Below are 26,982 nucleotides of genomic sequence, written 5' to 3'. Positions count from 1 at the left end.
GGCTTGCGCGATTGCGGGGCCCAGGAGCCGGCCGACGAACGCGAGTCGATGAGGTCGCGCCGGACGGGCGTCGGGGGCGTGGTGGCGTAGGGTTTCATGGAACAAGGGCCTTTCGGGCCGCGCCACGCGGAGGTTCCGCGCCGGGCGAAGCCTCAGAATAGCACATCAGACCACTCCGTGCGGTGTTTAGGCCTGTTCCGCGCCTAGGAGACCGTCGCCCTGTCACGCTTGGAGGGCGCTTCGCGCGCCGGTTCGGGCGTGCGGGGATGGCGCAGGCTGACGATCTCGCCGATCACCGAGATGGCCACCTCCCAGGGGGCCTTGCCGCCGATATCGAGGCCGATCGGCGCGTGGACCCGCGCCAGAACCTGTTCCGGCACGCCGGCGGCGCGAAGGGGCGCCAGGCGTTCCGCCAGCCGCTTACGCGCGCCCAGCAGGCCCACATAGCCCGCGGCCGAGGGCAAAGCGGCGGCCAGGGCCTCGCGGTCCGTGTCGATATTGTGGGTGGCCACCGCGATGTAGGTCCAGGCGTCGCAGCCGATGGCGTCCAGCGCGGCCTGCGGCTCGTCGCGGCGGTAGCCCAGGCCTGGAATAGGCGGCGGCGCCTCGGGTCCCTTCGAGCGCACGAACGTGGTCTCCAGCCCGCTCAGCACCCCCAGCTGGGCGATGGCCAGCGCCGTGGGGTCGGAGCCGAACACCACCAGGCGCGGGACCGGATCGTGGCGGCGGCTCACGGCTCCCTCCCAGGCCTGGGCGTCCTGCGCGCAGACCCGGCGGCGGCCGTCGCTGACCCAGGTCGTGGGCCGGCGCTCAACCATGGCGGCCAGCAGTTCGGCGAGCGCCGGATCGCCGGCCTCGACCTTCTCCACGAAGATTTCGATGCGCGCGCCGCACAGCAGGGCGATGTCCGGCCACGGGCTGCCCTCGCCATAGACCAGCCGTCGGGGCTCACCGTCTTCCAGGCAGGCGAAGGCGTGGTCGGCGACGTCGCTTTCCACGCATCCGCCCGAAAAATAACCGGCGACGATCCCGTCGGCGAAGACCATCTGGGTCCCGACCGGACGCGGTCCGCCACCCTCGACCGCGATCAGGGTGGCCAGGGCGACGGTGGTTTTCCGTTGCCGGGCTTGGGCTAGGGCGGGCCGCACATCGTCGGCCAGGCCGAACAGGGGCCACTCGGGCAGGGGTTCACGCATGGCTTGAGCTTAACCCCCCATAAACGTCCTAGACACGGGTTCTTTAGGCCTTTGACCAAAGATGGGGGCTCTTCGGGTTCGTATCCAGCACACCGGCTTCATGACCTCACCACTTTCCAAGCTCGGCCTCGGCTCCGCCCAGTTCGGCCTCGACCAGTCCGTTGGCGTTCGCGGCCGCTCGCCGCAGATCGACGCCCGCGACATCCTGGACATCGCCGCGCGTTCGCAACTGGCCGTGTTCGACGTGGCCGGCCATTCGGCCATGGCCGAGACCGCGCTCGGCGAGGTCATGCCGCGACCCAATCCGTTCCGCGTCTCCATCTCCACGGTTCGCGCCGACCGCGGGCCCGACTTCGTCGAGCAGGAGGCGCGCGCCGCCCTGCGCCGCATGGGCGTGGAACAGGCCGACGCCATACTGGTGCCCGCCGCCTCCGAGCTGTTCGGCCCACATGGCGCGGCCCTGTGGGATCGCCTGAAATCCCTCAAGGACCAGGGCCTGACCCGCAAGATCGGCGTCTCGGTCTTCGCCTCCGACGACCCGCTGGGCGTGGCCCGCCGGTTCCGTCCCGACATCGTCCAGGCCCCGGCCTCCCTGCTCGACCAGCGCCTGCTGATCGACGGGACCCTGGCCGCGCTCACCGGCTACGGGATAGAAGTGCATCTGCGCTCCATCTTCCTGAACGGCCTGCTGTTCCTCCCGCCCGACCGCGCGCCCAACCACCTGAAGGCCGCCGCCAGCCGCATCAGCCGCGCGCGGCGCCTGATCGCCGAGGGCAGGTCAGACCCGCTGCAGGCCGCGCTCGGTTTCGCCCTGTCGCGGCCCGAGGCCGCCACCGTCCTGGTGGGCGTCTCCTCGCCCGCCGAGCTTTCGGCCGTCATCGCCGCGGCCTCCAGCCCGCCCCCGGACCTCGATTGGGACGAAATGGCGCTGGACGATCCCGTGGCGCTCGATCCCCGCGCCTGGGCGGCCGCCTAGAGGCTAAGAATGCCATGATCCTCGCCATCCTGCAGGTCCGGATGACCTCCCCTCGCCTTCCGGGCAAGGCGATGGCGCCGCTGCGGGGCGAGCCGATGATCTGGCGGCAGGTGGAGCGTATCCGTCTGGCGCGCTGCATCTCCAAGCTGGTGGTCGCCACCAGCGCCGAGACCTCCGACGATCCCCTGGCGAGCTTCCTGGTCTCCCGCGGCCAGACCGTGTTCCGCGGCGCCTCGGAGAACCTCTCCGACCGCTTCATGCGCTGCGTGGAGGCCGCCGGTCCGGTGACCCACGTGGTGCGGATCAAGGGCGACTCGCCCTTCGTGGACCCCGCCGTGATCGACGCGACCGTGCGCCTGGCCCTCGCCACCGGCGCCGCCTACGTCTCCAACCGCGTCGAGCGCTCCTTCCCCAAGGGGCTGGAGGTCGAGGTGGTGACCGCCCAGGCCCTGGCCAGCGCGGCGACCGAAACCGACCCGCAGGTTGCTGCCACGAGATCGCCCCTGGCCCAGATCCGCGAACGCGCCGACCGCTATCCCCAGGCCCACTGCCTGGCCCCGCGCGACTTCTCGAAACTGGACTGGCGGGTGAAGACGCCGGCCGATTTCGCCTTCGCCCGCGCCGTCTACGACGCGCTGCATTCGGCCGATCCGGGCTTCTCGATGGAAGACGTCCTGGACATCACCCAAGGCCGCCAGGACCTCGCCCGCTGGGCTGCCTGAGCCGACGCTTCACCCCAGGACGCAGGCGGCCATGCCCTCGCGGTTGATGGTCCCGGCCGCGCGGGTGATCTTGCCCGAGCGGCGCTTCACATAGGGACCCGGCTTGGCCGCGCGCCATTTGAGCGGGCTGGGCAGGATGGCCGCCAGCCGCGCGGCCTGGGCGGGGGTGAGCTGGTCGGCCCCGACCCCGAAGTTCTTCCGCGCCGCAGCCTCCGCGCCATAGACCCCGGGACCCCATTCGATGGAGTTCAGATAGACCTCCATGATCCGCCGCTTGCCCCACATGGTCTCGATCAGGACCGTAAAATAGGCCTCCAGCCCCTTGCGGACATACGAACGGCCCGGCCACAGAAAGACGTTCTTGGCGGTCTGCTGGCTGATGGTGGAGCCGCCGCGCAGCTTGCGGCCCTTGGCGTTGTTGGACATGGCCTTTTCCAGGGCGTTGAAATCGAAGCCGTGGTGCTCGCAGAACTTGGCGTCCTCGGCGGCGATCACCGCGCGCACAAGCCGGGGCGAGATGTGGTCCAGGGACCGCCAGCGCCGGTCGAAGCCCTTGCCCTCGAACACCCGCTGGATCATCAGCCAGGTGATGGGCGGCGGCACGAACCGGTACATGGCCGTGGTCAGGATTGGGCCGATCAGACCGAACACCACCACCAGGACGAAGACGCCCCGGGCCAGCCGACCGAAGAATCCCTTTGATGGCTTGGCCAAGCTTGCTTGCCCTTACGTGGCGGCGAGATGCTAGCGATGCGTTGAGCCGCCCACATGGTCAAGCCACCCGAAGGACGCACCACCGTGAACGTTTCCGACGCCGTCGAACGCCGCGTCTCCATCCGGGCCTTCAAGCCCGAGACCCCGCCGGAACAGACGGTCCGGGAGATCCTGCAGGCCGCGGCCCGCGCGCCGTCCGGCGGCAATCTGCAGCCCTGGCGGGTCTATGGCCTGGCCGGCGCGCCGCTGGCGGAGCTGAAGGCGCAGGTGGCCGCCAATCCGTTCGGCGAGACCCCGGAATACGACGTCTATCCGCCCAATCTCTGGGATCCGTTCCGCACCCGGCGGTTCCAGAACGGCGAGGACCTCTACGCCACCCTCGGCATCCCTCGCGAGGACAAGCCCGCCCGCCTGCGGCAGCTGGCCAAGAACGGCGAGCTGTTCGGCGCGCCCGTGGGCCTGTTCTTCTGTCTCGATCGCAAGCTGGGCCCGCCCCAGTGGTCGGACGTGGGCATGTACATGCAGACGGTCATGCTGCTGGCGGTCGAGCGGGGCCTGGACACCTGCGCGCAGGAATACTGGGCGCGTTATCCGCAAACCCTGGCGCGCCTGCTCAACCTGCCCGAAGACCACATGGTCTTTTCCGGCATGGCGCTCGGCTGGCGCGACGAGAGCGCGCCCATCAACAGCCTGCGCTCGGCCCGAGACCCCTTCGAGACCTGGGCCGAACTGCGCGGCTTCGACTAGCGATCGCCTAGTTCCTCCCCCAGCGCGGAGCGCGATTTGGGGGAGGTGGCTCGGAGCGGAGCGGAGAGACGGAGGGGGTTGAAGCGCTCTAAAGAGAGTCAAAATCCCCCTCACCCGGCCATACGGCCGGGAGCTCCCCCAGAGGGGGAGCAACTATCGACGGAGACTAGCCGATATCGGCCACTCCGGCGCCGCCGTCCTCGTCGCCCCAGGCCAGCCGCTTGCCGTCAGGGGTGATCGCCAGGGCGGTGATCGGCGGGCCCTTCTCGGCCTTGACCGTATTGATCCTCTGGCCGGCCAGGTCGCACCACCAGACCCGCCCGTCGTCCAGGCCCGCGGCCACGATCTGGCCGTTCGCGGTTCCGGCCACCCGCGCCACCATGGCGCTTTCGTCGAAGCCGATCTCGGCGGCCTGCTTGCCCATGGGCCCGGTGGAGCCGGCGAAGGGCCAGATCACCGCGCCAGGCGCCCCGGAGGTCGCCAGCAGGGCGCCCTTGGCCAGGAAGGCCAGGCTCTTCACCTTGCCCGGATAGCCGCCCATCTTGAGGTTCTTCTCGTCGGCCACCCGCCAGCCGTGGAGCTGGTTCTCCTGCATGGCCGACATCAGGAACTTGCCGTCGGGGCTCCAGGCCAGGCCCACATGGCTGCCGGCCCACTTCAGCACATAGGGCTTCTGCTCGGCGATCCGCCCGTACCAGAGCCAGGCGCCGTTGTAGGTGGCCGTGGCGATTCGCCGTCCCTTGGGATCGAAGGCCACGTCGGCCACCGACTTTTCATGAGAAAACACGCGGGAAAAGGCCGGGTCGGCGGTGTCGCGGACGTGCAGCTCCTTGCCCGCCCCGAAGGCGATCAGCCTGGACTCGGGGCTGGCCGCCACCGATTCGATCCAGCGGCCCTGGACCTTGGCGATCTCCTCGGACCCGGTCGTGCGCGTCCAGACCAGCCGTCCGTCGTCGCCCCCGCTCAGCACGCCGTCGCCGGAGGGATGCAGGCAGGCGGCCAGAATCGCCCCGTCGTGGGCCTCGACGTGCTCGCCGGTCTCGAATCGGATGCTGCCGTCCCCGAGCGCGAAGGCGGCCTTGCCGGCCTTTCCGAACAGGGCGGCGGTGACATAGGCGTCGAAATCGAAAGTCATGGCGCCTCTTAGCCGCCTAACGCCGGTCTTGGCGAGGGCCGGAAATCCAGGCCACGCCGCCATGGAACCAATCAAGGGTCGAACTTGGCGGCCAAGTCGGGGCGGTTGGCTCTTTACAATCGGCTTTCGTTTGGCGAAGGGTTTCCGCGACCACGTGGCGGCCCCGGATCCAAGGGGCCCTAGGGAAGGAATATCATATGGGTGCGAAGCTGGGCGGCGGGGGTAGCGGCAAGTTCGATCTCGGCCAGAACAGCGACATCAACGTCACGCCGTTCGTCGACGTGATGCTGGTGCTCCTTATCATCTTCATGGTGGCCGTTCCGGCCGCCACGGTTTCGATCAAGCTCGACCTGCCGCCGGCCATCCCGCCGCCGCCGGGCACCAAGATCGTCGAACCGACCCTGATCAATATCCAGATGGCCGGCCTCTATATCGGCGACGTGCCCACCACCCTGGACACCCTGCCGGCCGATCTGTCGCGCATCATCGACAAGCCCGAGCCCACCGAGGAGCGCGTCTATATCCGCGCCGATCGCACCGTGCGCTACGGCGACTTCATGGCGGTGATGAACACCCTGCAGAGCAACGGCTTCTTCCAGGTCGCCCTGATCAACGAAGAGCTGTAGTCCTTCGGACCACCGACGAGATCAGGCCCGCCCAGGGAAACCGGGGCGGGCCTTTTTCGTGGCGTCTATCTCCCGCAGCCGGTTGTGGATGGCGGTGGCGGCGATGGCGGCCTCGCCCTGGGCCGTGCTGATCTGGTTGAGGCCGCGCACCAGATCGCCCGCCGCGTAGAGACCAGGGACCGAGGTCTGCTGGTGGTCGTCCACATAGAGCCGGCCGTCGTCGTCGAAACGGGCGCCGAGCCGCACAGCCAGTTCCGAACGAGGTTCGACCCCAAGGGCCGAATAGATGATGTCGAAGCGCCGCGGCTCGCCCGGGCCGAGGCAAAGCGCGCTGATCTGGTGGTTGTCCAGCACCACCCGCTCCACTCCGGTCTCGATGATGTCGATACCGACCTCCATGAGGTCCCGGCGGTCCGGGTCCGGCAGGTCGCCAGGCTCGCCCACATGGATCAGGTTGACCTGGTTGCTATAGGTCTTGAGGAACAGGGCCTCGCGGGCGCCGGGCGCGCCGGCGCCGATCACCGCCAGGCGCTGGTCCATCGCTTCGTAGCCGTCGCAGATCGGGCAGATGCGCACGAGGCCCTGGCGAACGGCGGCCTCGACCCCGGGCAGGGGCGGTTCGTTGTCGGACACGCCTGTGGCCAGCAGCACGGTGCGGGCGAACAGGTCCTTGCCTTCGACCACGGCGCGGAAGCCGAGTTCATCCACCTCGAGGTCTTCAACCACGGCCTTGCGGACGACGGCTCCATAGCGCTCGGCCTGAGTCCGGATTCGGGCGAGCAGCTCGATCCCGCCGACCCCGTCGGGAAAGCCCGGATGGTTATGGCTGGTCGGAATCCAGGCGGCCCGGCTGTCTCCGGAATCGAAGATCACTGCGTCGCGGCGGAAGCGGCCCAGATAGATGCCGGCCGTAAGCCCCGCAGGGCCGGCGCCGACGACAATGGAGTCGAGGATCATCCGGCGAGAACGCCGTCGAGCCGTTCCGGCTCCCGAGGCTAGGCCGCGCAGGCCTCGAAGCCGGCGCGCAGCTTGGCCTCGTCCAGGTTGCGGCCGATGAACACCATGCGGCTGTAGCGCTTGTCGCCCGGCTTCCAGTCGCCCTGGAAGTCGCCCTCCAGGATCATGTGGACGGCCTGGAACACCAGCCGGCGGTCGTCGCCGGCCACGTCCAGTATGCCCTTGGCCCGCAGGATGTCCGGCCCCTGGTCGGCCAGGAGCTGGTTCAGCCAGTTGGTGACCCGCTGGCCATGAATCGGCTTGTCGAGGGTCAGCGAGATGCCGCGGATGCCCGCCGCGGCCGCATGGTCCTCATGACCATGGCCGTGGTGATCGTGGCCATGAGCGCCGTGATGATGATGGTCGTGATCATGGTCGCAATCCTCGTCATGGACGTGGCCCTCCTCGCCGTGGGGAGGGTTCAGGAATTCGGGCTGCACCTCGGTGATGCGGGCCAGGTCGAAGCCGCCGCGGCCGAGGATCTTGTCCAGGGACACATTGGAGCGCTGGGCGCGGTGGATGGGGGCCAGCGGGTTGATCCGCCGGATCGCCGCCTCGACGCTCTTCAGCTCGGCCTCGGTCACCAGGTCGGTCTTGTTCAGCACGATCTGGTCGGCGAAGGCGATCTGCTCGACCGCCTCGCGGCTGTCGGCCAGGCGAAGCATCAGGTGCTTAGCGTCCACCACGGTGGTGACGCTGTCGAGCTGGGTCTTGGCCTTGACGTCGTCGTCGACGAAGAAGGTCTGGGCCACCGGGCCGGGATCGGCCAGGCCCGTGGTCTCGACGATGATGGCGTCGAACTTGCCCTTGCGCTTCATCAGGCCCGAGAGAACTCGGATCAGGTCGCCGCGCACCGTGCAGCAGACGCAGCCATTGTTCATCTCGAAGACCTCTTCGTCGGCGCCGACGATCAGGTCGTTGTCGATGCCGACCTCGCCGAACTCGTTGACGATGACGGCGTAGCGCTTGCCGTGGTCCTCGGTGAGGATGCGGTTGAGCAGGGTGGTCTTGCCGGCGCCGAGATAGCCGGTGAGCACCGTAACGGGGGTCTTGTCGGTCATGGCCGACATCTAGTCATTGCAGGGGCCCAAGGGAACAGGCGCCGCGCTTGCAGTCAAAAGTGTTATCATATAACACCACGGCTGAAGACCGTAGTTGTGGGAAGAGTGCGACCGTGACCACCTCCACGCCCGAGACCCAAGCGCAGATCGACGCTTTCCGCGCCGACCGCGTCTATCTGGGCGCGGACCATGCCCGCAACGAGCGGCGCACCTGGATCGTGGCGGCCATCTGCCTCGTGACCCTGGTGGTCCAGATCGTCGGCGGGCTCATCTTCAACTCCATGGCCCTGGTGGCCAACGGCCTGCACCTGGCCGCCCATGTGGCCGCCCTGCTGGTGGCGGCCGGCGCCTATGGCCTGGCCCGGCGGTTCGCCGACGATCCGAGATTCTCCTTCGGGACGGGCAAGCTCGGCTACCTGGCGGGTTTCGCGAACGCCTCGGTCCTGGCGATCACGGCCCTGTTCATCGCCTTGGAGAGCCTGTCGCGCCTCATGGAGCCGGCGCCGGTGGCCTATGACGGCGCCCTGGCGCTGGCGGCCGGAGCCCTGGTGGTCAATCTGATCTGCATGTGGCTGCTACGGCCGGCCCATGCCCATGCGCATGATCGCGACGGCGACCTGAACCTCTCGGCCGCCCACCTGCACCTGGCCGCCGACGCGGCGGTCTCGGCGCTCGCCATATTCGGCCTGGCGCTGGGGCGGTTCTTCGGTTGGGGCTGGGCCGACAGCCTGGCGGGCCTGGCCGGGGCGGTCCTGGTCGCCCACTTCGCCTGGCGGCTGTTGCGCAGGGCCGGCGCGGTGCTGCTGGACATGAATCCGTCGCCCGAACTCACCGCCGAGATCCGCCACCGGCTCGTCACCGGCGACGAGCGGCTGCTGGACCTGCACCTGTGGCGGCTGGGTCCCGGCCACCATGCCGCCATCGCGGTGATCGAGGCCAAGGCCCCCCTGTCGCCGTCCGCCTATCGGGCGCGCCTGGCCGGCCTGCCCGGATTGAGCCACGTGACCGTCGAAACGAGGGACTCGCGTTGACTTGCACAGGACCCGCTGTATAAGTCCGGCCCTCTCGCCTGCGGGGCCTCTCGCGGGCGCAATTCCTTTTGCTAAAGTCCAAGGCGCTAACGATGTACGCGGTGATCAAAACCGGCGGAAAGCAGTACCGGGTCCAACCTGGCGATCTGCTGGTTGTCGAAAAGCTCGACGGTGAACCGGGCGCCAATGTGGCCTTCGGTGACGTCCTGATGCTGGGCGATGGCGAGACGGTGACCCTCGGGGCCCCGATCGTCGACGGCGCGAGCGTCTCGGCCACCCTGATCGAAACCCGCAAGGGCGAGAAGGTGAAGATCTTCAAGAAGATCCGCCGCCAGGGTTACCGCCGCACCAAGGGCCACCGCCAACACGAGTCGGTCCTGCGCGTCACCTCGATCGCCGGCGCCGGCAAGACCGACAAGTGGGACGGCACCGTCGACCTGACCACCAAGGCCATGCTGGACGCCCGGGCCCGCAACCTGAAGCACGTGATCACGACCCTGGAAGGCGTCGCCGCCCCGGTCGCGGCTCCTGCCAAGGCCAAGGCCGCTCCGAAGGCCGCCGCGCCCGCCGCCGCGACCGAGGAAGCCCCCGCTAAGAAGGCCGCCGCGCCGAAGAAGACCGCGGAGCCCAAGGCCGAAGCCGCCCCCAAGGCTGCGCCGAAGAAGGCCGCCGCCAAGAAATCCGACGACGCCGCCGAATAGGCCCGGCGTCCACCAAGTTTAGGAGAGCACAATGGCTCACAAGAAATCTGGCGGCTCCTCGCGTAACGGTCGCGACTCGGCCGGCCGTCGTCTCGGCGTGAAGAAGTTCGGCGGCGAATCCGTCGTCGGCGGCAACATCATCATCCGTCAGCGCGGCACCAAGTTCTTCGCCGGCGACAATGTCGGCATGGGCAAGGACCACACCCTCTTCGCCATGGCCGCCGGCGCCGTGAAGTTCATCACCAAGCGCAACGACCGCACCTACGTGAACGTGGTGCCGGCCGAGACCACCGCGAAGTAAGACGAGCCTCATTCCGGGTTCGTCGCAAGGCGAACCGGGCAAAGAACTTCCGAGGGGGAGTCCGGAACGCCGGACTCCCCCTCGTTGTTTTTTCAGGGTCCCAGCAGAGGACCGGGAGGTAGACCATGTGCGCCATCGAGATCGAACCGGTCATCCGCACGCAGCGGCTTGCGCTGCGCCGGCCGCGCAAGGCCGACGCTCCCAGGATCGCCGAGTACTGCAACGACTTCGACGTGGCCAGGATGACCTCGAAGGTCCCCTACCCCTATGGGCTGGCCGACGCCGAGGCGTTCCTCCAACGGCTGGACTATATGGATCCGGAGCACGAGATCACCTTCGCCATCGAGCATCCCGACGACGGCCTGGTGGGCGTCATGGGCTTCTTCGACAATGACGAGGGCCGTCCGGAGATCGGCTACTGGCTGGGCCGTCCCCACTGGGGCAAAGGCTACGCCACCGAGGCTGCGGAACGCGCCCTGGTCTGGGCCCACCGGACCTGGGGTCGCCGCTATGTCGTGGCCGGCCACTTCTCGGACAATCCGGCCTCCGGCCAGGTCCTGAGCAAGCTGGGCTTCCTCTATACGGGCGAGGTCAAGCTGCTGGCCTCCACCGCCCGCGGCGCGGAGGTCCCCGCCCGCATGATGGTCTGGCTGGCCTGATCCACCCTTCAACTCCCCGCCCGTCGCGCACCAACGCTCGACGGGCGGCTTCCCGTGCTACAAAAGGCCCCGATGAAGTTTCTCGACGAGTGCAAGATCTACATCCGCTCCGGAAACGGGGGCGGCGGCGCCGTGTCGTTCCGGCGTGAGAAGTATATCGAGTACGGCGGACCGGACGGCGGCGACGGCGGTCGTGGCGGCGACGTCTGGATCGAGGCTGTCGAGGGCCTCAACACCCTGATCGACTTCCGCTACGCCCAGCATTTCCGCGCCGGTACCGGCATCCACGGCATGGGTCGCAACCGCCACGGGGCGGCCGGCGACGACGTGGTGCTGAAGGTCCCCGTCGGCACCCAGGTGCTGGCCGAGGACAAGGAAACCCTGGTCGCCGACATGGACAAGCCCGGCCAGCGCCTGTTGCTGCTCAAGGGCGGCAACGGCGGCTGGGGCAACGACCGCTTCAAGGGCCCGGTCAACCAGGCGCCCAAGCACGCCAATCCCGGCCAGGAGGGCGAGGAACGCTGGATCTGGCTGCGGCTGAAACTGATCGCCGACGTGGGCCTGGTGGGCCTGCCCAACGCCGGCAAGTCGACCTTCCTCGCCGCGGCCAGCGCCGCCAAGCCGAAGATCGCCGACTATCCGTTCACCACCATCGCGCCCAACCTGGGCGTGGTTGACCTCTCCACCAACGAGCGCTTCGTCATCGCCGACATCCCCGGCCTGATCGAGGGCGCCTCGGACGGGGCGGGACTGGGCACCCGGTTCCTGGGCCACGTGGAGCGCACCGCCACCCTGATCCATCTGGTGGACGCCACCCAGACCGACGTGGTCGAGGCCTGGAAGACCGTCCGCGCCGAGTTGGAAGCCTATGCCGACGAGCTGGGCGACAAGGTGGAGATCCTGGCGCTGAACAAGATCGACGCCCTGGACGAGAGCACGGTGGAGATGCAGCGCGAGGCCCTGGCCGACGCGTCCGGAGCCGAGGTCCGACTGGTCTCCGGCGTCTCCGGCAAGGGGGTGACCGAGCTGCTGCGCGAGGCCTACGCCATGGTCCGCGAACGCAGGGCCGCCGCCGCCCAGGCCGACCCCACCGACGAAGCCAATACCGGCTGGGTCCCCTGAGATGAGCGGACTCGCCCAGGCCAAGCGGGTGGTGGTGAAGGTCGGCTCGGCCCTGGTGGCCGGCCCCGACGGTCCCGACCGCGCCTGGCTCGCCGCCTTCGCCGCCGACCTCGCCCGGCTCAATGCGCGGGGCCAGCAGGTTCTGGTGGTCTCCTCCGGCGCCGTGGCGCTCGGCCGCCGCCGGCTCTCCATCTCGCGCAAGGCGCTGACCCTGCCGGAGAAACAGGCCTGCGCCGCCGCCGGCCAGTCGGCCCTGATGCGGGCCTGGGAAGAGGCGCTGGAGCCCCACGGCCTGGCCGCCGCCCAGGTGTTGCTCACCCGCGACGACACCGAGGTCCGCCGCCGCTGGCTGAACGCCCACGCCACCCTCTCGACCCTGCTGGCGCTGGGCTGCGTGCCGGTCATCAACGAGAACGACACCGTGGTCACCGAGGAGATCCGCTACGGCGACAACGACCGCCTGGCCGCCCGTGTGGCCCAGATGATCGGCGCCGACGTCCTGGTGCTGCTGTCGGACATCGACGGCCTCTACACCGCTGATCCGCGCCACGATCCCGACGCCCGGCATCTGGCCCGGGTCAGCCACCTGACCGCGGAGATCGAGGCCATGGCGGGGGGCGCCAACGCCCGGGCCGGGGTCGGCACCGGCGGCATGGCCACCAAGATCGCCGCCGCCCGCATCGCCCAGGGTGCTGGCTGCACCACGGTCATCACGCTGGGTCGCCGGCCCTCGCCGCTCGCCGCCATCGAGGACGGCGAGACCGCCACGGTCATCGAGCCCTCGGTATCGGTGGCCGCGGCCTACAAGGCCTGGATCGCCGGATCCCTCGCGCCCTCGGGGGCCGTGGTGGTCGACGCCGGGGCCGCCCGGGCGCTTTCCACCGGCAAGAGCCTGCTGGCCGCCGGGGTCCGCGCCGTGCAAGGCCGGTTCGGCAAGGGCGACGCCGTACGGGTGGTGGACGAGGCGGGGCTGGAAATCGGCCGGGGCCTGGCGCGCTACGACGCCGCCGACGCCGAAAAGATCTGCGGCCTGAAGTCGGACGCCATCGAGGCCATGCTGGGCTTCACCTCCGGCCCGCTGATCCACGCCGACGACCTGGCCCTGACGCCCACGCGGGCGCCGGCCTGATTTTCGGCCCGGATTTGCGGCGCCGGGCAAAGGGGCCTACTAAACCTCAACTTGAGCATATGGGCGCGTGATGGACGACGCGGCGGCGAGACCTACGGCTGAAGCGGCGGCGCCCCGGTCCGGGCGGTTGGAAACGCTCGCCCCAGGCCAGGCCATCCCGTTCGGCGGCGACCGCGTCGCCCATGTCTCCGAGCCCCTGGCCAAAGCCTTCCAGACCGGCGACCGACTGGTGGTGGTGCAGGAGACCGGCGACCTGCTGCACGTCCCCGCCGTGATCCAGAGCCTGGCCGCCGACGCGGTCGGCAGGGCCCACGGCGCCTTCCAGGCGCTGGGCGCGACCAGCGACCAGGCGATCACCGATTTCTTTCGGGCCTTCGCGGCCAACCTCGCCGACGACACGATCTGGAGCGCCATCAGCGACGCCAACGCGACCGATGTGGCCAGCGCCCAGACGCGCGGCCGGTCCACCACGCGGCTGGCGGTCAGCGAGGTCATGCGCCGCGACATGATCGCCGGGCTCGAGGTCTGGCGCGTCGCCCCGGCCAGCCGTGGCCGGGTGCTGGAACGGGTCGAGCACCCGGGCTGGAGCGTCGAGCAGACAGCCGCCCCCCTGGGGGTGGTCGGCTTCATCTTCGAGGGCCGGCCCAATGTCTTCGCCGACGCCACCGGCGTGCTGCGAACCGGCAACACCGTGGTCTTCCGCATCGGCTCAGACGCCCTGGGCACGGCCAGGGCCATCGTCGAACACGCCCTGGAACCGGCCCTGAAGGCCGCCGGCCTGCCCGAAGGCGCCGCGGCCCTGGTGGACAGCCCCGCCCACGCCGCCGGCTGGGCCATGTTCTCCGATCCGCGCCTGGCGCTCGCCGTGGCCCGCGGCTCCGGCCCCGCGGTGGCCCAGCTGGGCGCCATCGCCCGCCAGGCCGGAACGCCGGTCAGCCTGCACGGCACGGGCGGCGCCTGGATCGTCGCCGACCCGAGCGCCGACGCCGAACGCTTCAAGCGGGCCGTCTACCACTCGCTCGACCGTAAGGTCTGCAACACGCTCAATGTCTGCGCCATTGTCCGCGAACGCGCCTCCGATCTGGTCCCAGCCTTCCTTGAGGCCCTGCGGGCCGCCGGGGAGCGCCGCCAAGGCGTAAAGCTGCACGTGGTCGAGGGCGGCGAGAGCCTGCTCCCCGCGAGCTGGCGCGCCGCACGCCTCATGGTCGCCCGCGCCGAAGGGCCCCGTGAGGAAGACCAGGTCGAGATCCTGGCCCGCGAGGATCTGGGCCGTGAATGGGAGTGGGAGGAAACCCCCGAGCTCTCCCTGGTGATCGTCGACAGCGTCGAGGAGGCCGTCGCGCTCTTCAACCGCTACAGCCCGCAGTTCGCCGCCAGCCTGATCGCGCAGGACGCCCAGGCCCACGAGCGCTTCTACGCGGCGATCAACGCCCCCTTCGTCGGCGACGGCTTCACCCGCTGGGTGGACGGCCAGTTCGCCCTGGACCGGCCCGAGCTTGGCCTCTCCAACTGGGAGCACGGCCGGCTGTTCGCCCGCGGCGGGGTGCTCTCCGGCGACGGGGTGTTCGCCGTCCGCGCTCGTGTGCGCCAGACCGATCCCGACCTCGACCGCAATCCCGACACGGCCAGGCCGCTTTGAACCCCCATCCAGTTTTGAACCTCAGGAACGCGCATGTGGTTCGCCGGTCCCGCTAGGCGTCGGCCCAAGGCCGGGCGGCCGGCGGCGCTCAAGCTGGGTTTCCAGTTGGAGCCCGGCATGCGGGTCGGCCTCTATGGCGGCTCGTTCAATCCGGCCCACCAGGGCCACGCCCACGTGGCGGAGACGGCGCGCCGCCGGCTGGGCCTCGACCGGGTGATCTGGCTGGTCTCGCCGCAGAACCCCCTGAAGGCCTCGGCCGAGACCGTGCCGCTCAAGCAGCGCATGGCCGGGGCCAGGGGCGTGGCGCGGGGCCGGGCGATGGTCGTCTCCGACGCCGAGACCCGCACCGGCTCGCAGTACACCATCGACACCTTGCGGGCGCTGAAGGCGCGGTTCCCGCGCGTGCATTTCGTCTGGATCATGGGGGCCGACAGTCTGGCCACCTTCCACCGCTGGCGCGGGTGGACCCAGATCATGGCCGAGGTTCCGGTCGCCGTGGTCTCGCGTCCCTGGATCTCGCTGAAGAGCCGATTTTCGCCGGCCGCGCGGCGTTTCGCCCATGCCCGCCTGGCCCCGCAGCAGGCCAGGCTGCTGCCCGGCGCCACGCCGCCGCGCTGGGTTTTCCTGACCGGACCGTTGAATTTCCAGTCCTCCACGGCGCTCCGCGAGCGAATGCGGCAAGGGGGCGGCTGACGACTTCGTGAGGCTGGGCTGACCGATGCGGCTTTTCGTGATACGAGGGGTTTCATAGCGAGGCTAAAAAGGAGCGACCCCGCTGAGCCCTGACCCTGCGCCTAGCGCGCACGAAGCCGTTGTTTCCCAGGCTTCCCTTGACACCCAGGCGCGGATCACCGCCCTGGAAAACCTGATCCTGGCGCGTCTCGACGACGACAAGGCCCAGGATGTCGTCTTCATCGATCTGAAGGGTAAGAGCGCGGTGGCCGACGGCCTTGTCGTCGCCTCCGGCCGTTCGCACCGTCATGTCGGCGCCATGGCCGACCACCTGCTGCGCGCCCTGAAGGAAGAGGGCTACGGCAAGGCCCGGGTCGAGGGCATGCCCCACTGCGACTGGGTGCTGATCGACACCGGCGACGTGATCGTCCACCTGTTCCGGCCCGAGGTCCGCCAGTTCTACAACATCGAGAAGATCTGGTCGGTCGACGCCCCGCACCGCACCGCCTCGAGCTGACGGCCCTTCCGCCGAAGTGAAAATCACGATCCTCGCCGTCGGACGCCTGCCGCGCTCGCCGGAAGCTGATCTCGTGAAACTGTATGTCGAGCGCGCCACCGCCGCGGGCCGCGCCCTGGCGCTCGGGCCCGTCGAGGTGGTGGAGGTCGAGGCCAGGAAGCCCGGCAAGGGTCCCGAGGCCGAGGTCCTGCGCCCGCACCTGGAAGGCGCCCATGTCATCGCCTGCGACGAGCACGGGACCCAGCGCACGTCCAGGGACTTCGCGTCCCTGGTCGCGCGGCTGCGCGACGATGGGACGCGGCGGCTGGTGCTGGTGATCGGCGGCGCGGACGGCCTCGATCCCGTCCTGCTGGGGGAGGTCCACGGCAAGCTGGCCTTCGGGCCCCAAACCTGGCCGCATGCGCTGGCCCGCGTCATGCTGACCGAGCAGGTCTACCGCGCCGTGACCATCCTGGCCGGCGGCCCCTACCACCGCGATTGAGGCTCATGGCGACGCGGACTATCCCTGGGGACATGACCCGCCGCTTCGCCCCCGCCTTAGCGCTAATCGCGACGCTCGCGTTCACGGCCGTGGCCCTGGCCGCCGACGATCGCGCGCGGCTGGAGAAGCTGAACGTCCGCGAGACCGTACTGGCCGCCGAGCAGGGGCGGAACCTCAATCGCCTGGCCCGGCTGCTGACGGTGCTGGCCCAGTTCCGCCGCGATCCGCCGCCGGCCCTGCTGGTCAGCCCCGATGACGCCGTCGACGCGGTGCGCGCCGCCATACTGGTCAAGGCGATCACGCCCGAGCTGCACCGACGCGCCCGGGCCTATTCCGCCGAGGCCGTGCAGATCGCCCGCCAGCGCCGCCTGGCCGCGGTGGCCAGCGAGGCCCTGTTCACCGCCGACAGCCGCGCCGCCGAAGCTCGTGCCGACACCACCCCGCCGGGCGCGGCCCTGGCCCTGCGCCCGGCCCTGGACGCCCCGCTGTCGGCGCCCGAGGGGCTGGCGATGCCGACGCCTGGAGCACTGACCCACCGGTTTGGCGAGGCACTGCCCGGGGGCGGCCGCGCCAACGGGCTGACCATCGCCTCGGCGAAAGGCGCCCGCGTGACGGCGCCGGGCGCCGGATTGGTCCAATATGTGGGCCCGGTTAAGGGTTGGGGCGTCATATTGATCTTGAGATTGCCGGGTGGATACCATCTGGTGTTGGCAGGCCTCGACCGGGCGACCGTCGGTATCGGACAATCGGTCGCGGCGGGCGCGCCTGTCGGAAGGATGCCGGATGGGAGACAATCCCCATCTGAGCTCTATCTGGAGGTCCGGGAAGGCGGAGCGCCCGTCGATCCGGAGCGTTGGTTGAGAACCGGAGCGAAACAAGCTTCGGGAGATTGATGCGTAAGCGGCGCTTTTTCGCCGCAAGGGAGGCTTAAGGGCCTGATATGCGAAAGTATCTTCTGATTGGGGCTTCGGCCTTCGTACTCGGCGCCGGCTCCATGGCCTATGTCAGCCAGGCCGCCATCGCCTCCGCGCAACCCAAGACCCAGACCTACAAGACGCTTCAGTTGTTCGGCGACGTGGTGGACATCGTCGAGCGGCAGTATGTGACCGAGGTCGACGATCAGAAGCTGATCGAGGCGGCCATCGACGGCATGCTGACCTCGCTCGACCCGCATTCCGGCTACCTCAATCCCGACAGCTTCGACGACATGCGCGACCAGACGCGCGGCGAATACGGCGGCCTCGGCATCGAGGTCACCAGCGAGGACGGCGTGGTCAAGGTGATCTCGCCCATGGACGACACCCCGGCCTTCAAGGCGGGCGTCAAGGCCGGCGACTTCATCACCGCGGTTAATGGCGAAAGCGTGCTGGGACTGTCGGTCAACGAGGCCGTCAAGCAGATGCGCGGCAAGCCGGGCGAACTGGTCACCCTGACCATCGCGCGCGAGAAGACCGATCCCTTCGACGTCAAGATCGTCCGCGAGGTGATCAAGCCCAAGTCCGCCACCGCCAAGATGGAAGGCGACTACGGCTATCTGCGCGTCTCGGCCTTCAACGAGAAGACCACCGACGAGGCGGAGGCGGCGCTCACCGACCTGAGGATCAAGAATCCGAAGATGAAGGGCCTGATCCTCGACCTGCGTAACAATCCGGGTGGTCTGCTCGACCAGGCGGTCGGCATCTCCGACCTGTTCCTGGACGGCGGCGAGGTGGTCTCCCAGCGCGGCCGCGATCCGCGCGACATCGAACGCTACAACGCCCGCACCGGCGACGCCGCCGGCGGCCTGCCCATGGTGGTGCTGATCAATTCCGGATCCGCCTCGGCCGCCGAGATCGTGGCCGGCGCCCTGCAGGACCGCAAGCGCGCGGAACTGGTCGGCCTGACCAGCTTCGGCAAGGGTTCGGTCCAGACCGTGATCCCGCTGCACGGCGGCATCGACGGGGCGCTGAAGCTCACCACCGCCCGCTACTACACCCCCTCGGGACGCTCGATCCAGAAGACCGGCATCGAACCCGACCTGGAGGTCGCCGAGACCCGCGACGAGGCCCAGCGCATCGCCAACCGCGCCTTCCAGTTCTCCGAGGCCTCGTTCCGCAACGCGCTGAACGCCGAAGAGGGCAAGAAGCGCATCGGCGCCCATGAGCCGGCCGAGGCGCCGCCCACCGATTTCGACACCAAGACCGGCGATTTCCAGCTCGCCCGGGCCAAGGACGTGCTGCGCCACGGCTCGGTCGCGGCCACGCCCAAGCTTCCGAAACCGGCCCCGAAGATGGCCGCCGTGGTCGCCCCGCGCTCGCCCAACGTCGAGCCGCCGGCAACCAAGAAATAATCGCCGGAATCCTCCCCGTCCTTGAGCGCGGGGAGGCCCTTCCGACGTTCACTGTATAAGTCGTTGTTAACCATAAGCGTGGGACGGTGCGGACCTGGAACGTTCCGTGATCGCGCGCATGTTTTCGACAAAGAACCTGATCCCCGCCATGGCCGCGCCGACCGACGGATTTCGTCCGGCGGACCTGTTGGCGCGCGCCTTCTCCAACCCGCACCTGACCGCCGGCCTGGCGGGCGGGTTGCTGCTGATCACCCTCCTGACGGTGATCGCCCTGCTGGGCGACCCGCGGGCCAGCACCCCCGTGGTGCGGCTGTCGCTCGCCAAGGTCCAGGGCGTGGCGGCCCCTCCCGGATGGCGTGAGGCCCTGACCGCCGCGCCGCGCGAGCCGGTGGTGGTCGAGGACATCTTCCGCCTGTCGGAGACCCCGCTTGAACCCGGCGGCGCCTTCGGCGGCCAGGCCACCATCACCATGGCCGGCGGCCGCGCCTTCCACGCCGCCGATCCCCTGGCCCAGGCGCCCCTGGCCGGGTTCCACGTCCAGGGCTCCGGCGGCCTGCTGCCGATCATCGCCGCCAACGGCAAGACGCCGGCCGAGGCCTATGCTCGGCCCTTCGTCCCCAACGGCCGGCCCAAGGTGGGCATGGTGGTCGGCGGTCTGGGGCTCAACGCCCAGGCCACCCGCCAGGCGATCGACGGGCTGCCGCCGGAGATCACACTCTCCTTCGTCCCCTATGCCGAGGGCCTGCAGGGCTGGATCGACCTCGCCCGCGCCGCCGGCCACGAGGTGCTCCTGGAGACCCCCATGGAGCCCGTCGACTATCCCGACAACGATCCGGGCCCCTACACCCTGATGGCCACGGCCCAGGGGACCGAGACCGTCAAGAAGCTGGAGTGGGTGCTGTCGCGCGCCACGGGCTATTTCGGGGTGACCAACTATCTCGGCTCGCGCTTCCTGGGCTCCGACACCGGCATGAACGCCTTCACCGGCGCCCTGCGCGGCCGGGGCCTGGCCTTCATCGACGACGGCCAGGCCGCCCGGCGCGGCGGCGGCATCCCCAGGGCCTCGGCCGTGCGGATCATCGACGAGCAGCTCTCCGGCGAGGCCATCGACCAGCAGCTCCTGCAGGTCGAGGCCTTCGCCCTCCAGAACGGGCAAGCCCTGGGATCCGGCTTCGCCTATCCTGTGACCCTGTCGCAGGTCGCATCCTGGGCTGAATCGGTAGAATCTCGCGGATATCAGCTGGCTCCGGCTTCCGCCCTGACCAGCCGTCGCTAAAATAGGACGAGATGAACCACGACCTGGCCCTCTATCGCCCGAATGTCGGGGTGGTGCTCTTCCACCCCGACGGACGCGTCTGGCTGGGCCGTCGTTACGCGGCGCCTGAACCCTACAACTGGCAATTCCCGCAGGGCGGCGTCGATGAGGGCGAGAACCTGACCGAGGCCGCGTTCCGCGAGCTCGCCGAGGAAACCGGCGTCGTCTCGACCACCCTGCTCGGACGCACCGAAGGCTGGCTCGCCTACGACTTCCCGCCGGAGCACACTGGCTCGAAGGTCGCAAAGGGCTGGAAGGGCCAACGCCAGGTATGGTTCGCCCTGCGCTTCGACGGCGACGAGAGCGAGATCGACCTATCCGGGAACGGCCATCCCGAGTTCGACGCCTGGCGCTGGGGAAAACTGGAAGAGGCACCTGGCCTGGTCGTGCCGTTCAAGCGCGCCAACTATGAGGCCGTGGTGCGGGCGTTCCGCGACTTCGGCCGCTTCCGGGGACGCGCGGCCTGAGCCGGCCCATGGCAACAGACATGCCGCCGATCATCATGGTGCATGGCGCCTTCTGTGGCGGCTGGGCCTACGAGGCCTTTCGCAGGCCCTTCGAGGCGGCGGGCCACCTGGTCCTAACCCCCAACCTGCGCGGCCATGGCGAGGGCGAGCGATCGGACGCCGTGGCCGGGGTCTCGATGACCGACTACGCCCGCGACATCGCCGCCCTCTGCGCCGCCCAACCGCGGCCGCCGATCCTTGTGGGTCACTCCCTGGGAGGGCTGGTTGCCCAGCTCGCCGCACGCCGCGCAGAGGTCTCGGCGGTGGTCCTGCTGGCGCCGTCCGCCCCCTGGGGCGTCTCCGGGTCGTCGATGGAAGAGGCGGTGACCGCCTTCGGCCTGCACATGCTGGGACCGTTCTGGGCTCAGGGCGTGGCGCCCGATCGTGGGCTGATGCGCCAGTACAGCCTCAATCGGATGCCCAAGCCCGAACGCGAGGCCGTCATCGACCGCCTGCGCCCCGAGAGCGGCCGGGCGCTGTGGGAGACGCTGAACTGGTGGATGGACCCGTTCATGACCACCGCCGTGGGCTCCGGCCCCCTGCCGGCCCCCAGCCTCGTGCTGTGCGGCGACCGCGACGTGGTCCACCCGCCCGGCACCGTGCGCCAGACCGCCGAGCGGATCGGGGCGGCCTTCCGCCTCAAGCCCGGCATGAGCCACTGGCTTCTGGGCGAGCCCGGCTGGGATGAGGTGGCCGACGAGATCCTGACCTGGCTGGACGGCGTCCCCGCGCGCGACGCGGCGTAGCCGCCAAGACGCTCGTCCTTGGCCGGGGCACATCAGGCCTCGGTCGCCTGGCGCGGGTCGTTGGCTCTATGGGTAGGGATGCCGGACCTGCCGACGTCGAGCCCGTCCGTCAATCGCCGATCACTGACCCGGGGGGCTCAGGATCTTCAGGCCGACGATGCCGGATACGATCAGGCCCACGCAGGCAAGCCGGGCGACGGTGGCGGGCTCCTTGAACAGGATGATCCCCAGGATGACAGTCCCCACGGCGCCGATACCCGTCCAGACGGCGTAGGCGGTGCCCAGGTGCAGGGATTTCACCGCCAGTCCCAGCAGGGCCATGGAGACCACCATGCTGGTCACTGTGGCCACGGTCGGCCAGAGCCGGGTGAAGCCGTCGGTGTATTTCAGACCCACCGCCCAGCCGATCTCGCAAAGACCGGCGACGAACAGAATGACCCAAGCCATGGCTCGCAGCCTCCCAGCTATTGGGGTCGTCCCCGGGAAAAGCAAAAGGCGCCGGGGTCGTCCCCGGCGCCTTTCCGAAATAGGTCGCGCCCGCAGGCGCGGCAACCCGACTTAGAACTTGCGCTCGGAATAGAGCACTTCGCCCATGTCCCACTTATTGTTCACCGAAGCGCCGTCCGGCTTCTTCAGCTGCATGAACACCAGGCCGATCGACTCGTGGTCGGTCAGATATTCCCAGGTGTTGGTGACGCGCTTGTACTCCGCGCTCGGGGTGTAGTCGTTGCGCTGCTGCAGCAGCTCGGGCTGATGCAGGAACGAGAAGATGTTCAGGCCCACGATGATCGGCGTCTCCTTGCCGATCTCGTAGTTCACGACCATGCGGCAGACGTCCTTGTTGGATCCGGTGGGCCAGATGGTCAGGGTGTAGGGCTTGCCCACCAAGGTGGCGGTGTAGGTCAGGTCGCGGCGGCTCTTCTTGTACCCCACCATCCCCTTCATGATCTGGTCGAGGTTGCCGCCCTTCACCAGGGGCTTACAGACCCGGTTCAGCACGTCGATGATCTGACCTTCCGCACCGGTGGTCGGGATGGTGTAGACCTTCTCCGGAACCGGGGCCGGCGGGGCCACGGCGGCCGGCGGCGCGGCGGGATTGGTCGCGGGCGGAGCCATCGGATCGACCGCCGGCGGGTTCGCGGGGGCGGCCGGAGGGGCGGCGACGGGAGCCGGTTCAGCGGCAGGCGGCGAGGTCTGGGCCGTGGCGCTGGTGGCGACGCCGGCGAGGGCGATCAGACTGACGATGGCGGTGCGCATGGCTGCGTTTCCCCTGACTTGATGTTGCATCACACTCAATGCGGCCGTCCCTCACAAGAGCCCTAGTGGAGCTTTCCGGCGAGTTCGAGGCCTTAGAGTGTCAGCCGCGCGCCGCGACAGCGTGCTCCGCGAGAATGGTCAAGCCGTCCGGGGTGACGTCGGCGAAGCCGCCCTCGACCTCGAAGACCGTCAACTGGCCGTCGTTGTGGACGACCACCTGGCCCGCCTTGAGCGCGGTCATGAACGGCGCGTGGCCGGCCAGGACGCCGAAGCCGCCCTCGGTCCCCTGCGCGTCGACCTGGTCGACCTCGCCGGAGAACAGTTCGCGTTCCGGCGAGACCAGGGAGAAGTGAAGCTTCTCGGCCATCTTGCTTAGGCTTCCGCGGCCAGACGCTCGGCCTTGGCCACCGCGTCTTCGATGGTGCCGACGTTGTAGAACGCGGCTTCCGGCAGGTGGTCGTACTCACCGTCCACCACCGCCTTGAACGAGCGGATGGTGTCTTCCAGGCTGACGAACACGCCCGGCATGTTGGTGAACTGTTCGGCCACGTGGAACGGCTGGCTGAGGAACTTGGAGATCTTCCGGGCGCGAGCCACGGTCAGCTTGTCGTCTTCCGACAGCTCGTCCATGCCCAGGATGGCGATGATGTCCTTCAGGGACTTGTAGGCCTGAAGGGTTTCCTGGACGCGGCGGGCGACCTGGTAGTGCTCCTCGCCGATCACCAGCGGGTCCATGATCCGGCTGGTCGAGTCCAGCGGGTCCACGGCCGGGAAGATGGCCTGGGCCGCGATGTCGCGTGAAAGCACGGTGGTGGCGTCCAGGTGGGCGAAGGAGGCGGCGGGCGCCGGGTCGGTCAGGTCGTCGGCGGGCACGTAGATGGCCTGGACCGAGGTGATCGAGCCCTTGGCGGTCGAGGTGATGCGCTCCTGCAGGTTGCCCATCTCGGTGGCCAGGGTGGGCTGATAGCCCACGGCCGAGGGGATGCGGCCCAGCAGGGCGGACACTTCGGAACCAGCCTGGGTGAAGCGGAAGATGTTGTCGATGAAGAGCAGCACGTCCTTGCCCTCTTCGTCGCGGAAGTACTCGGCTTGCGCCAGGCCGGTGAGGGCCACGCGGGCGCGGGCGCCGGGGGGCTCGTTCATCTGGCCGTAGACCAGGGTGCAACGGCTGTCGCCGCCGCCGCCGGCCTGGTTCACGTTGGACTCGATCATCTCGTGATAGAGGTCGTTGCCTTCGCGGGTGCGCTCACCGACGCCGGCCAGCACCGAGTAGCCGCCGTAGGCCTTGGCGATGTTGTTGATCAGCTCCTGCATGGTCACGGTCTTGCCCACGCCGGCGCCGCCGAACAGGCCGATCTTACCGCCCTTGGTGTAGGGGCAGAGCAGGTCGACGACCTTGATGCCCGTGACCAGCACTTCGGCCGAAGTCGATTGCTCGGCGAAGGTCGGGGCGTCGCGGTGGATCGGCGAATAGAACTTGGTGTCGATCGGGCCCGCCTCGTCGATCGGGTCGCCGATGACGTTCATGATGCGGCCGAGCGTGGCCGGGCCCACCGGCACGGTGATGGCGCGACCGGTGTCGATCACCGGAGCGCCGCGGGTCAGGCCCTCGGTGGTGTCCATGGCGATGGCGCGGACGGTGTTCTCGCCCAGGTGCTGGGCGACTTCCAGCACCAGGCGGAAGGGCGCGCCCGTCCGTTGGTCGGTGTTGGTGGTTTCCAGCGCGTTGAGGATCGCGGGCAGGGCGCCTTCGAACTCGACGTCGACGACGGCGCCGATGATCTGCGAGATGCGGCCGGTGGCGACGCCGGCGACAGCCGCCGGCTTCGGCGCGGCGGCCTTCTTGGCGGCGGGAGCCGCAGCCTTGGCGGCAGGCGCCTTGGCCGTGGCGGCCTTGGGAGCGGCGGCCGCCTTCGGGGCGGCGGCTTTCTTGGCGGGGGCCTTAGGGGTCATAGCCATGGTCGGACTCTTTCGGTTAGAGCGCTTCGGCGCCGGAGATGATCTCGATCAGCTCCTTGGTGATCTGCGCCTGGCGAGTACGGTTCTTGAGCAGGTTGAGCGCGGCGATCATGTCGCCGGCGTTGCGGGTGGCGTTGTCCATGGCCGCCATCTGGGCGGCGTAGAACCCGGCCTGGTTCTCGAGCATGGCCGACATCACCTGGACGGTGAGGTTGCGCGGCAGCAGAATCTCGAGGATCGCGCCTTCGTCAGGTTCATATTCGTAGGCCGCGCCCTTCAGGTCGACCGTGGGCGCATCGCCCCCGATCTGGGCGGGGATGAGCTGGCGCACGGTCGGGGTCTGGGTGACCACCGACTTGAACTGGCTGAACACCAGGGTGACCACGTCGACCTCGCCGGCCTCGAACAGCTCGGTGATCTTCTCGGCCACCGGCTGGGCGACGGCCAGGGACGGCACGCCGGCCTCGAAGGTCGCCACCGTGCGGTCGCCGTACTGTCGGCGCAGCAGGTCGCGGGCCTTCTTGCCGACGGTCAGGATGCGGACATCCTTGCCTTCGGCGATCAGGGTGCGGATGCGTTCGCGCGCGGCGCGCAGGATGGCGGTGTTGAAGCCGCCGGCCAGGCCGCGGTCCGAGGTCGCCACCACCACCAGGTGCTTCTGGTCCGAGCCGGTGCCCACCAGCAGCTTGGGCGCGCCGTCGCCGGAGACGCCCGCCGCCAGGTTGGCGATCACCGCGGCCATGCGCTGGGCGTAGGGCCGGGCGTTCTGGGCGGCTTCGGTGGAACGACGCAGCTTGGCCGCGGCGACCATCTGCAGCGCTTTCGTGATCTTCCGCGTGGAATCCACGCTTTTGATCCGATCGCGCATCTCTTTGACGCTGGCCATCTCCTAATGCTCCAGCGTCGTCTTAGGCGAAGGTCTTCACGAAGGCTTCCAGAGCTTCCTTGAGCTGGGCCTCGGTATCCGCCTTCAGCTCCTTGGAGGTGCGGATGGTGTCGAGGATGCCCTGGTGCTTGGAGTGCAGGCGGCTAAGCAGCTCGGCCTCGAAGCGGCCGACCTGGTTGGTCGGGATGGTGTCCAGATAGCCGCGGGTGCCGGCGTAGATCACGGCCACCTGCTCCTCGACCGCGAGCGGCGAGTACTGGGGCTGCTTCAGGAGTTCGGTGAGGCGCTCGCCCCGCGCCAGCTGGCGCTGGGTGGTGACGTCGAGGTCGGAGCCGAACTTGGCGAAGGCGGCCAGCTCGCGATACTGGGCCAGGTCGCCCTTGATCGGTCCGGAGGCCTGCTTCATCGCCTTGATCTGGGCCGAGGAGCCCACGCGGCTGACGCTAATGCCGACGTTCACGGCCGGGCGGATGCCCTGGAAGAACAGGTCGGTTTCCAGGAAGATCTGGCCGTCGGTGATCGAGATCACGTTGGTCGGGATATAGGCCGACACGTCGTTGGCCTGGGTCTCGATGATCGGCAGGGCGGTCAGCGAGCCGGAGCCGTTGTCCTCGTTCAGCTTGGCCGCGCGCTCCAGCAGGCGGCTATGCAGATAGAACACGTCGCCCGGATAGGCTTCGCGGCCCGGCGGGCGGCGCAGCAGCAGGGACATCTGGCGATAGGCGACGGCCTGCTTGGAAAGGTCGTCATAGATGATGACGGCGTGCATGCCGTTGTCGCGGAACCACTCGCCCATGGCGCAGCCGGCGAACGGGGCCAGGAACTGCAGCGGGGCCGGCTCCGAGGCGGTGGCGGCGACCACGATGGTGTAGTCGAGCGCGCCGCGCTCCTCGAGGGTCTTGACGATCTGGGCGACGGTCGAGCGCTTCTGGCCGATGGCGACGTAGATGCAATAGAGCTTGGCGCTCTCATCCGTGCCCGCGTTGATCGACTTCTGGTTCAGGATGGTGTCGATCGCCACGGCGGTCTTGCCGGTCTGGCGATCGCCGATGATCAGTTCGCGCTGGCCGCGGCCGACCGGGATCAGCGAGTCGATGGCCTTCAGGCCGGTCTGCACGGGCTCGTGCACCGACTTGCGCGGAATGATGCCGGGAGCCTTGACGTCCACGCGGCGGCGCTCGGCGGCGCCGACGATCGGGCCCTTGCCGTCGATCGGCTCGCCCAGCGGGTTGACGACGCGGCCCAGCAGGCCCTTGCCGACCGGCACGTCCACGATCTCGCCCAGGCGGCGGACTTCGTGGCCCTCCGAGATGGCGCGGTCATCGCCGAAGATCACGATACCGACGTTGTCGCGTTCCAGGTTCAGGGCCATGCCCTTCACGCCGGCCTTCGGGAACTCGACCATTTCGCCCGCCTGGACGTTGTCGAGCCCGAATACGCGGGCGATGCCGTCACCGACGGACAGCACCTGGCCGACGTCGGAGACGTCGGCTTCTTCGCCGAAATTGGCGATCTGCGACTTGAGGATGGCCGAAATCTCGGCGGCGCGGATGTCCATG

General features: G+C 69.1%; 30 protein-coding genes. 19 read left to right on the top strand and 11 right to left on the bottom strand.

What is annotated here, in order from left to right:
- Positions 1-203: 203 nt before the first annotated feature.
- Positions 204-1,196 (bottom strand): XdhC family protein, encoded by a 993-nt coding sequence (locus tag M9M90_RS02045; protein WP_254835498.1) that lies wholly within the window; start codon positions 1,194-1,196, stop codon positions 204-206.
- Positions 1,197-1,296: 100 nt separating this feature from the next.
- On the opposite strand from M9M90_RS02045, the gene M9M90_RS02040 reads away from it, so the two are divergent.
- Together M9M90_RS02040 and M9M90_RS02035 are read left to right on the top strand one after the other, a co-directional pair.
- Positions 1,297-2,172 carry a bifunctional regulator KidO gene (locus M9M90_RS02040; protein WP_254835497.1) on the top strand — a complete coding sequence of 292 codons (876 nt, stop codon included), beginning with the start codon at positions 1,297-1,299 and terminating at the stop codon, positions 2,170-2,172.
- Positions 2,173-2,186: 14 nt separating this feature from the next.
- Positions 2,187-2,894: a cytidylyltransferase domain-containing protein gene (locus M9M90_RS02035; protein ID WP_254835496.1), complete on the top strand. Its 708-nt coding sequence runs from the start codon at positions 2,187-2,189 to the stop codon at positions 2,892-2,894.
- 9 nt (positions 2,895-2,903) lie between these two features.
- On the opposite strand, the gene mtgA is transcribed toward M9M90_RS02035, so the two are convergent.
- Positions 2,904-3,608, bottom strand: a complete 705-nt coding sequence (gene mtgA, locus M9M90_RS02030) for a monofunctional biosynthetic peptidoglycan transglycosylase (RefSeq protein ID WP_254835495.1) — start codon at positions 3,606-3,608, stop codon at positions 2,904-2,906.
- 84 nt (positions 3,609-3,692) lie between these two features.
- Between mtgA and M9M90_RS02025 the strand changes: the two genes are divergently transcribed.
- Positions 3,693-4,355, top strand: a complete 663-nt coding sequence (locus M9M90_RS02025) for a nitroreductase (RefSeq protein WP_254837203.1) — start codon at positions 3,693-3,695, stop codon at positions 4,353-4,355.
- 166 nt (positions 4,356-4,521) lie between these two features.
- On the opposite strand, the gene M9M90_RS02020 is transcribed toward M9M90_RS02025, so the two are convergent.
- Positions 4,522-5,490, bottom strand: a complete 969-nt coding sequence (locus M9M90_RS02020; RefSeq protein WP_254835494.1) for a WD40 repeat domain-containing protein — start codon at positions 5,488-5,490, stop codon at positions 4,522-4,524.
- Positions 5,491-5,687: 197 nt separating this feature from the next.
- On the opposite strand from M9M90_RS02020, the gene M9M90_RS02015 reads away from it, so the two are divergent.
- Entirely contained in the window at positions 5,688-6,116 is a 429-nt protein-coding gene (locus M9M90_RS02015; RefSeq protein WP_254835493.1) for a biopolymer transporter ExbD, read from the top strand.
- Positions 6,117-6,137: 21 nt separating this feature from the next.
- Here M9M90_RS02015 and M9M90_RS02010 read toward each other — a convergent pair whose 3' ends face one another.
- Entirely contained in the window at positions 6,138-7,073 is a 936-nt protein-coding gene (locus tag M9M90_RS02010; protein WP_254835492.1) for an NAD(P)/FAD-dependent oxidoreductase, read from the bottom strand.
- A 38-nt stretch (positions 7,074-7,111) separates the two neighbouring features.
- Positions 7,112-8,182 (bottom strand): GTP-binding protein, encoded by a 1,071-nt coding sequence (locus M9M90_RS02005; protein ID WP_254835491.1) that lies wholly within the window; start codon positions 8,180-8,182, stop codon positions 7,112-7,114.
- Positions 8,183-8,286: 104 nt separating this feature from the next.
- Between M9M90_RS02005 and dmeF the strand changes: the two genes are divergently transcribed.
- From dmeF to M9M90_RS01930, 15 genes are all read left to right on the top strand, one after another.
- Positions 8,287-9,204, top strand: a complete 918-nt coding sequence (gene dmeF, locus M9M90_RS02000; protein ID WP_254835490.1) for a CDF family Co(II)/Ni(II) efflux transporter DmeF — start codon at positions 8,287-8,289, stop codon at positions 9,202-9,204.
- Positions 9,205-9,296: 92 nt separating this feature from the next.
- A complete protein-coding gene (rplU, locus tag M9M90_RS01995; protein WP_254835489.1) occupies positions 9,297-9,905 on the top strand; it encodes a 50S ribosomal protein L21 in 609 nt (202 codons plus the stop codon).
- A 31-nt stretch (positions 9,906-9,936) separates the two neighbouring features.
- On the top strand, positions 9,937-10,206 hold the full coding sequence (rpmA, locus tag M9M90_RS01990; protein ID WP_254835488.1) for a 50S ribosomal protein L27: 270 nt from the start codon (positions 9,937-9,939) through the stop codon (positions 10,204-10,206).
- 125 nt (positions 10,207-10,331) lie between these two features.
- Complete coding sequence (locus tag M9M90_RS01985; RefSeq protein WP_254835487.1) at positions 10,332-10,865, top strand: GNAT family N-acetyltransferase; 534 nt, start codon at positions 10,332-10,334, stop codon at positions 10,863-10,865.
- A gap of 72 nt (positions 10,866-10,937) precedes the next feature.
- A complete protein-coding gene (obgE, locus tag M9M90_RS01980) occupies positions 10,938-11,987 on the top strand; it encodes a GTPase ObgE (protein WP_254835486.1) in 1,050 nt (349 codons plus the stop codon).
- A gap of 1 nt (position 11,988) precedes the next feature.
- On the top strand, positions 11,989-13,116 hold the full coding sequence (gene proB, locus M9M90_RS01975) for a glutamate 5-kinase (RefSeq protein WP_254835485.1): 1,128 nt from the start codon (positions 11,989-11,991) through the stop codon (positions 13,114-13,116).
- A gap of 127 nt (positions 13,117-13,243) precedes the next feature.
- Entirely contained in the window at positions 13,244-14,755 is a 1,512-nt protein-coding gene (locus tag M9M90_RS01970) for an aldehyde dehydrogenase family protein (RefSeq protein WP_254835484.1), read from the top strand.
- Between the two features lie 33 nt (positions 14,756-14,788).
- Entirely contained in the window at positions 14,789-15,448 is a 660-nt protein-coding gene (locus M9M90_RS01965) for a nicotinate-nucleotide adenylyltransferase (protein ID WP_254835483.1), read from the top strand.
- Positions 15,449-15,530: 82 nt separating this feature from the next.
- Entirely contained in the window at positions 15,531-15,944 is a 414-nt protein-coding gene (rsfS, locus tag M9M90_RS01960) for a ribosome silencing factor (RefSeq protein ID WP_254837202.1), read from the top strand.
- Between the two features lie 16 nt (positions 15,945-15,960).
- Positions 15,961-16,425 (top strand): 23S rRNA (pseudouridine(1915)-N(3))-methyltransferase RlmH, encoded by a 465-nt coding sequence (rlmH, locus tag M9M90_RS01955; protein WP_254835482.1) that lies wholly within the window; start codon positions 15,961-15,963, stop codon positions 16,423-16,425.
- 32 nt (positions 16,426-16,457) lie between these two features.
- On the top strand, positions 16,458-17,318 hold the full coding sequence (locus M9M90_RS01950; protein ID WP_254835481.1) for a murein hydrolase activator EnvC: 861 nt from the start codon (positions 16,458-16,460) through the stop codon (positions 17,316-17,318).
- Between the two features lie 47 nt (positions 17,319-17,365).
- Complete coding sequence (locus M9M90_RS01945) at positions 17,366-18,754, top strand: S41 family peptidase (RefSeq protein WP_254835480.1); 1,389 nt, start codon at positions 17,366-17,368, stop codon at positions 18,752-18,754.
- A gap of 118 nt (positions 18,755-18,872) precedes the next feature.
- A complete protein-coding gene (locus tag M9M90_RS01940) occupies positions 18,873-20,030 on the top strand; it encodes a divergent polysaccharide deacetylase family protein (protein WP_254835479.1) in 1,158 nt (385 codons plus the stop codon).
- Between the two features lie 11 nt (positions 20,031-20,041).
- Positions 20,042-20,536 carry an RNA pyrophosphohydrolase gene (locus M9M90_RS01935; protein WP_254835478.1) on the top strand — a complete coding sequence of 165 codons (495 nt, stop codon included), beginning with the start codon at positions 20,042-20,044 and terminating at the stop codon, positions 20,534-20,536.
- Positions 20,537-20,544: 8 nt separating this feature from the next.
- Positions 20,545-21,321, top strand: coding sequence for an alpha/beta hydrolase (locus tag M9M90_RS01930; protein WP_254835477.1), 777 nt, complete (start codon positions 20,545-20,547; stop codon positions 21,319-21,321).
- A gap of 120 nt (positions 21,322-21,441) precedes the next feature.
- Here M9M90_RS01930 and sugE read toward each other — a convergent pair whose 3' ends face one another.
- The 6 genes from sugE to atpA form a co-directional block, all read right to left on the bottom strand.
- Entirely contained in the window at positions 21,442-21,768 is a 327-nt protein-coding gene (gene sugE / locus M9M90_RS01925) for a quaternary ammonium compound efflux SMR transporter SugE (protein ID WP_254835476.1), read from the bottom strand.
- A gap of 111 nt (positions 21,769-21,879) precedes the next feature.
- On the bottom strand, positions 21,880-22,578 hold the full coding sequence (locus M9M90_RS01920) for a hypothetical protein (RefSeq protein WP_254835475.1): 699 nt from the start codon (positions 22,576-22,578) through the stop codon (positions 21,880-21,882).
- Positions 22,579-22,678: 100 nt separating this feature from the next.
- Positions 22,679-22,945: an ATP synthase F1 subunit epsilon gene (locus M9M90_RS01915; RefSeq protein WP_254835474.1), complete on the bottom strand. Its 267-nt coding sequence runs from the start codon at positions 22,943-22,945 to the stop codon at positions 22,679-22,681.
- A 5-nt stretch (positions 22,946-22,950) separates the two neighbouring features.
- Positions 22,951-24,537: a F0F1 ATP synthase subunit beta gene (gene atpD / locus M9M90_RS01910; protein WP_254835473.1), complete on the bottom strand. Its 1,587-nt coding sequence runs from the start codon at positions 24,535-24,537 to the stop codon at positions 22,951-22,953.
- A 16-nt stretch (positions 24,538-24,553) separates the two neighbouring features.
- On the bottom strand, positions 24,554-25,423 hold the full coding sequence (locus M9M90_RS01905; RefSeq protein WP_254835472.1) for a F0F1 ATP synthase subunit gamma: 870 nt from the start codon (positions 25,421-25,423) through the stop codon (positions 24,554-24,556).
- Between the two features lie 22 nt (positions 25,424-25,445).
- A complete protein-coding gene (atpA, locus tag M9M90_RS01900) occupies positions 25,446-26,981 on the bottom strand; it encodes a F0F1 ATP synthase subunit alpha (protein ID WP_254835471.1) in 1,536 nt (511 codons plus the stop codon).
- Position 26,982 lies beyond the last annotated feature (1 nt).

The organism is Phenylobacterium sp. LH3H17, from assembly GCF_024298925.1.
GTDB lineage: Bacteria > Pseudomonadota > Alphaproteobacteria > Caulobacterales > Caulobacteraceae > Phenylobacterium.
This window is presented reverse-complemented; position numbering and strand designations above follow the sequence as displayed.

Coding starts and splice junctions, on each gene's coding strand:
- M9M90_RS01950 (WP_254835481.1), top strand. CDS start 16,458: ATGACCCGCCGCTTCGCCCCCGCCTTAGCGCTAATCGCGACGCTCGCG.
- M9M90_RS01935 (WP_254835478.1), top strand. CDS start 20,042: ATGAACCACGACCTGGCCCTCTATCGCCCGAATGTCGGGGTGGTGCTC.
- obgE (WP_254835486.1), top strand. CDS start 10,938: ATGAAGTTTCTCGACGAGTGCAAGATCTACATCCGCTCCGGAAACGGG.
- atpD (WP_254835473.1), bottom strand. CDS start 24,537: ATGGCTATGACCCCTAAGGCCCCCGCCAAGAAAGCCGCCGCCCCGAAG.
- M9M90_RS02040 (WP_254835497.1), top strand. CDS start 1,297: ATGACCTCACCACTTTCCAAGCTCGGCCTCGGCTCCGCCCAGTTCGGC.
- rpmA (WP_254835488.1), top strand. CDS start 9,937: ATGGCTCACAAGAAATCTGGCGGCTCCTCGCGTAACGGTCGCGACTCG.
- M9M90_RS01940 (WP_254835479.1), top strand. CDS start 18,873: ATGTTTTCGACAAAGAACCTGATCCCCGCCATGGCCGCGCCGACCGAC.
- M9M90_RS02020 (WP_254835494.1), bottom strand. CDS start 5,490: ATGACTTTCGATTTCGACGCCTATGTCACCGCCGCCCTGTTCGGAAAG.
- atpA (WP_254835471.1), bottom strand. CDS start 26,981: ATGGACATCCGCGCCGCCGAGATTTCGGCCATCCTCAAGTCGCAGATC.
- M9M90_RS02010 (WP_254835492.1), bottom strand. CDS start 7,073: ATGATCCTCGACTCCATTGTCGTCGGCGCCGGCCCTGCGGGGCTTACG.
- M9M90_RS01920 (WP_254835475.1), bottom strand. CDS start 22,578: ATGCGCACCGCCATCGTCAGTCTGATCGCCCTCGCCGGCGTCGCCACC.
- sugE (WP_254835476.1), bottom strand. CDS start 21,768: ATGGCTTGGGTCATTCTGTTCGTCGCCGGTCTTTGCGAGATCGGCTGG.
- M9M90_RS02005 (WP_254835491.1), bottom strand. CDS start 8,182: ATGTCGGCCATGACCGACAAGACCCCCGTTACGGTGCTCACCGGCTAT.
- M9M90_RS01915 (WP_254835474.1), bottom strand. CDS start 22,945: ATGGCCGAGAAGCTTCACTTCTCCCTGGTCTCGCCGGAACGCGAACTG.
- proB (WP_254835485.1), top strand. CDS start 11,989: ATGAGCGGACTCGCCCAGGCCAAGCGGGTGGTGGTGAAGGTCGGCTCG.
- M9M90_RS02045 (WP_254835498.1), bottom strand. CDS start 1,196: ATGCGTGAACCCCTGCCCGAGTGGCCCCTGTTCGGCCTGGCCGACGAT.
- M9M90_RS02015 (WP_254835493.1), top strand. CDS start 5,688: ATGGGTGCGAAGCTGGGCGGCGGGGGTAGCGGCAAGTTCGATCTCGGC.
- M9M90_RS01945 (WP_254835480.1), top strand. CDS start 17,366: ATGCGAAAGTATCTTCTGATTGGGGCTTCGGCCTTCGTACTCGGCGCC.
- M9M90_RS01965 (WP_254835483.1), top strand. CDS start 14,789: ATGTGGTTCGCCGGTCCCGCTAGGCGTCGGCCCAAGGCCGGGCGGCCG.
- rplU (WP_254835489.1), top strand. CDS start 9,297: ATGTACGCGGTGATCAAAACCGGCGGAAAGCAGTACCGGGTCCAACCT.
- M9M90_RS01985 (WP_254835487.1), top strand. CDS start 10,332: ATGTGCGCCATCGAGATCGAACCGGTCATCCGCACGCAGCGGCTTGCG.
- M9M90_RS01905 (WP_254835472.1), bottom strand. CDS start 25,423: ATGGCCAGCGTCAAAGAGATGCGCGATCGGATCAAAAGCGTGGATTCC.
- M9M90_RS02035 (WP_254835496.1), top strand. CDS start 2,187: ATGATCCTCGCCATCCTGCAGGTCCGGATGACCTCCCCTCGCCTTCCG.
- M9M90_RS01930 (WP_254835477.1), top strand. CDS start 20,545: ATGGCAACAGACATGCCGCCGATCATCATGGTGCATGGCGCCTTCTGT.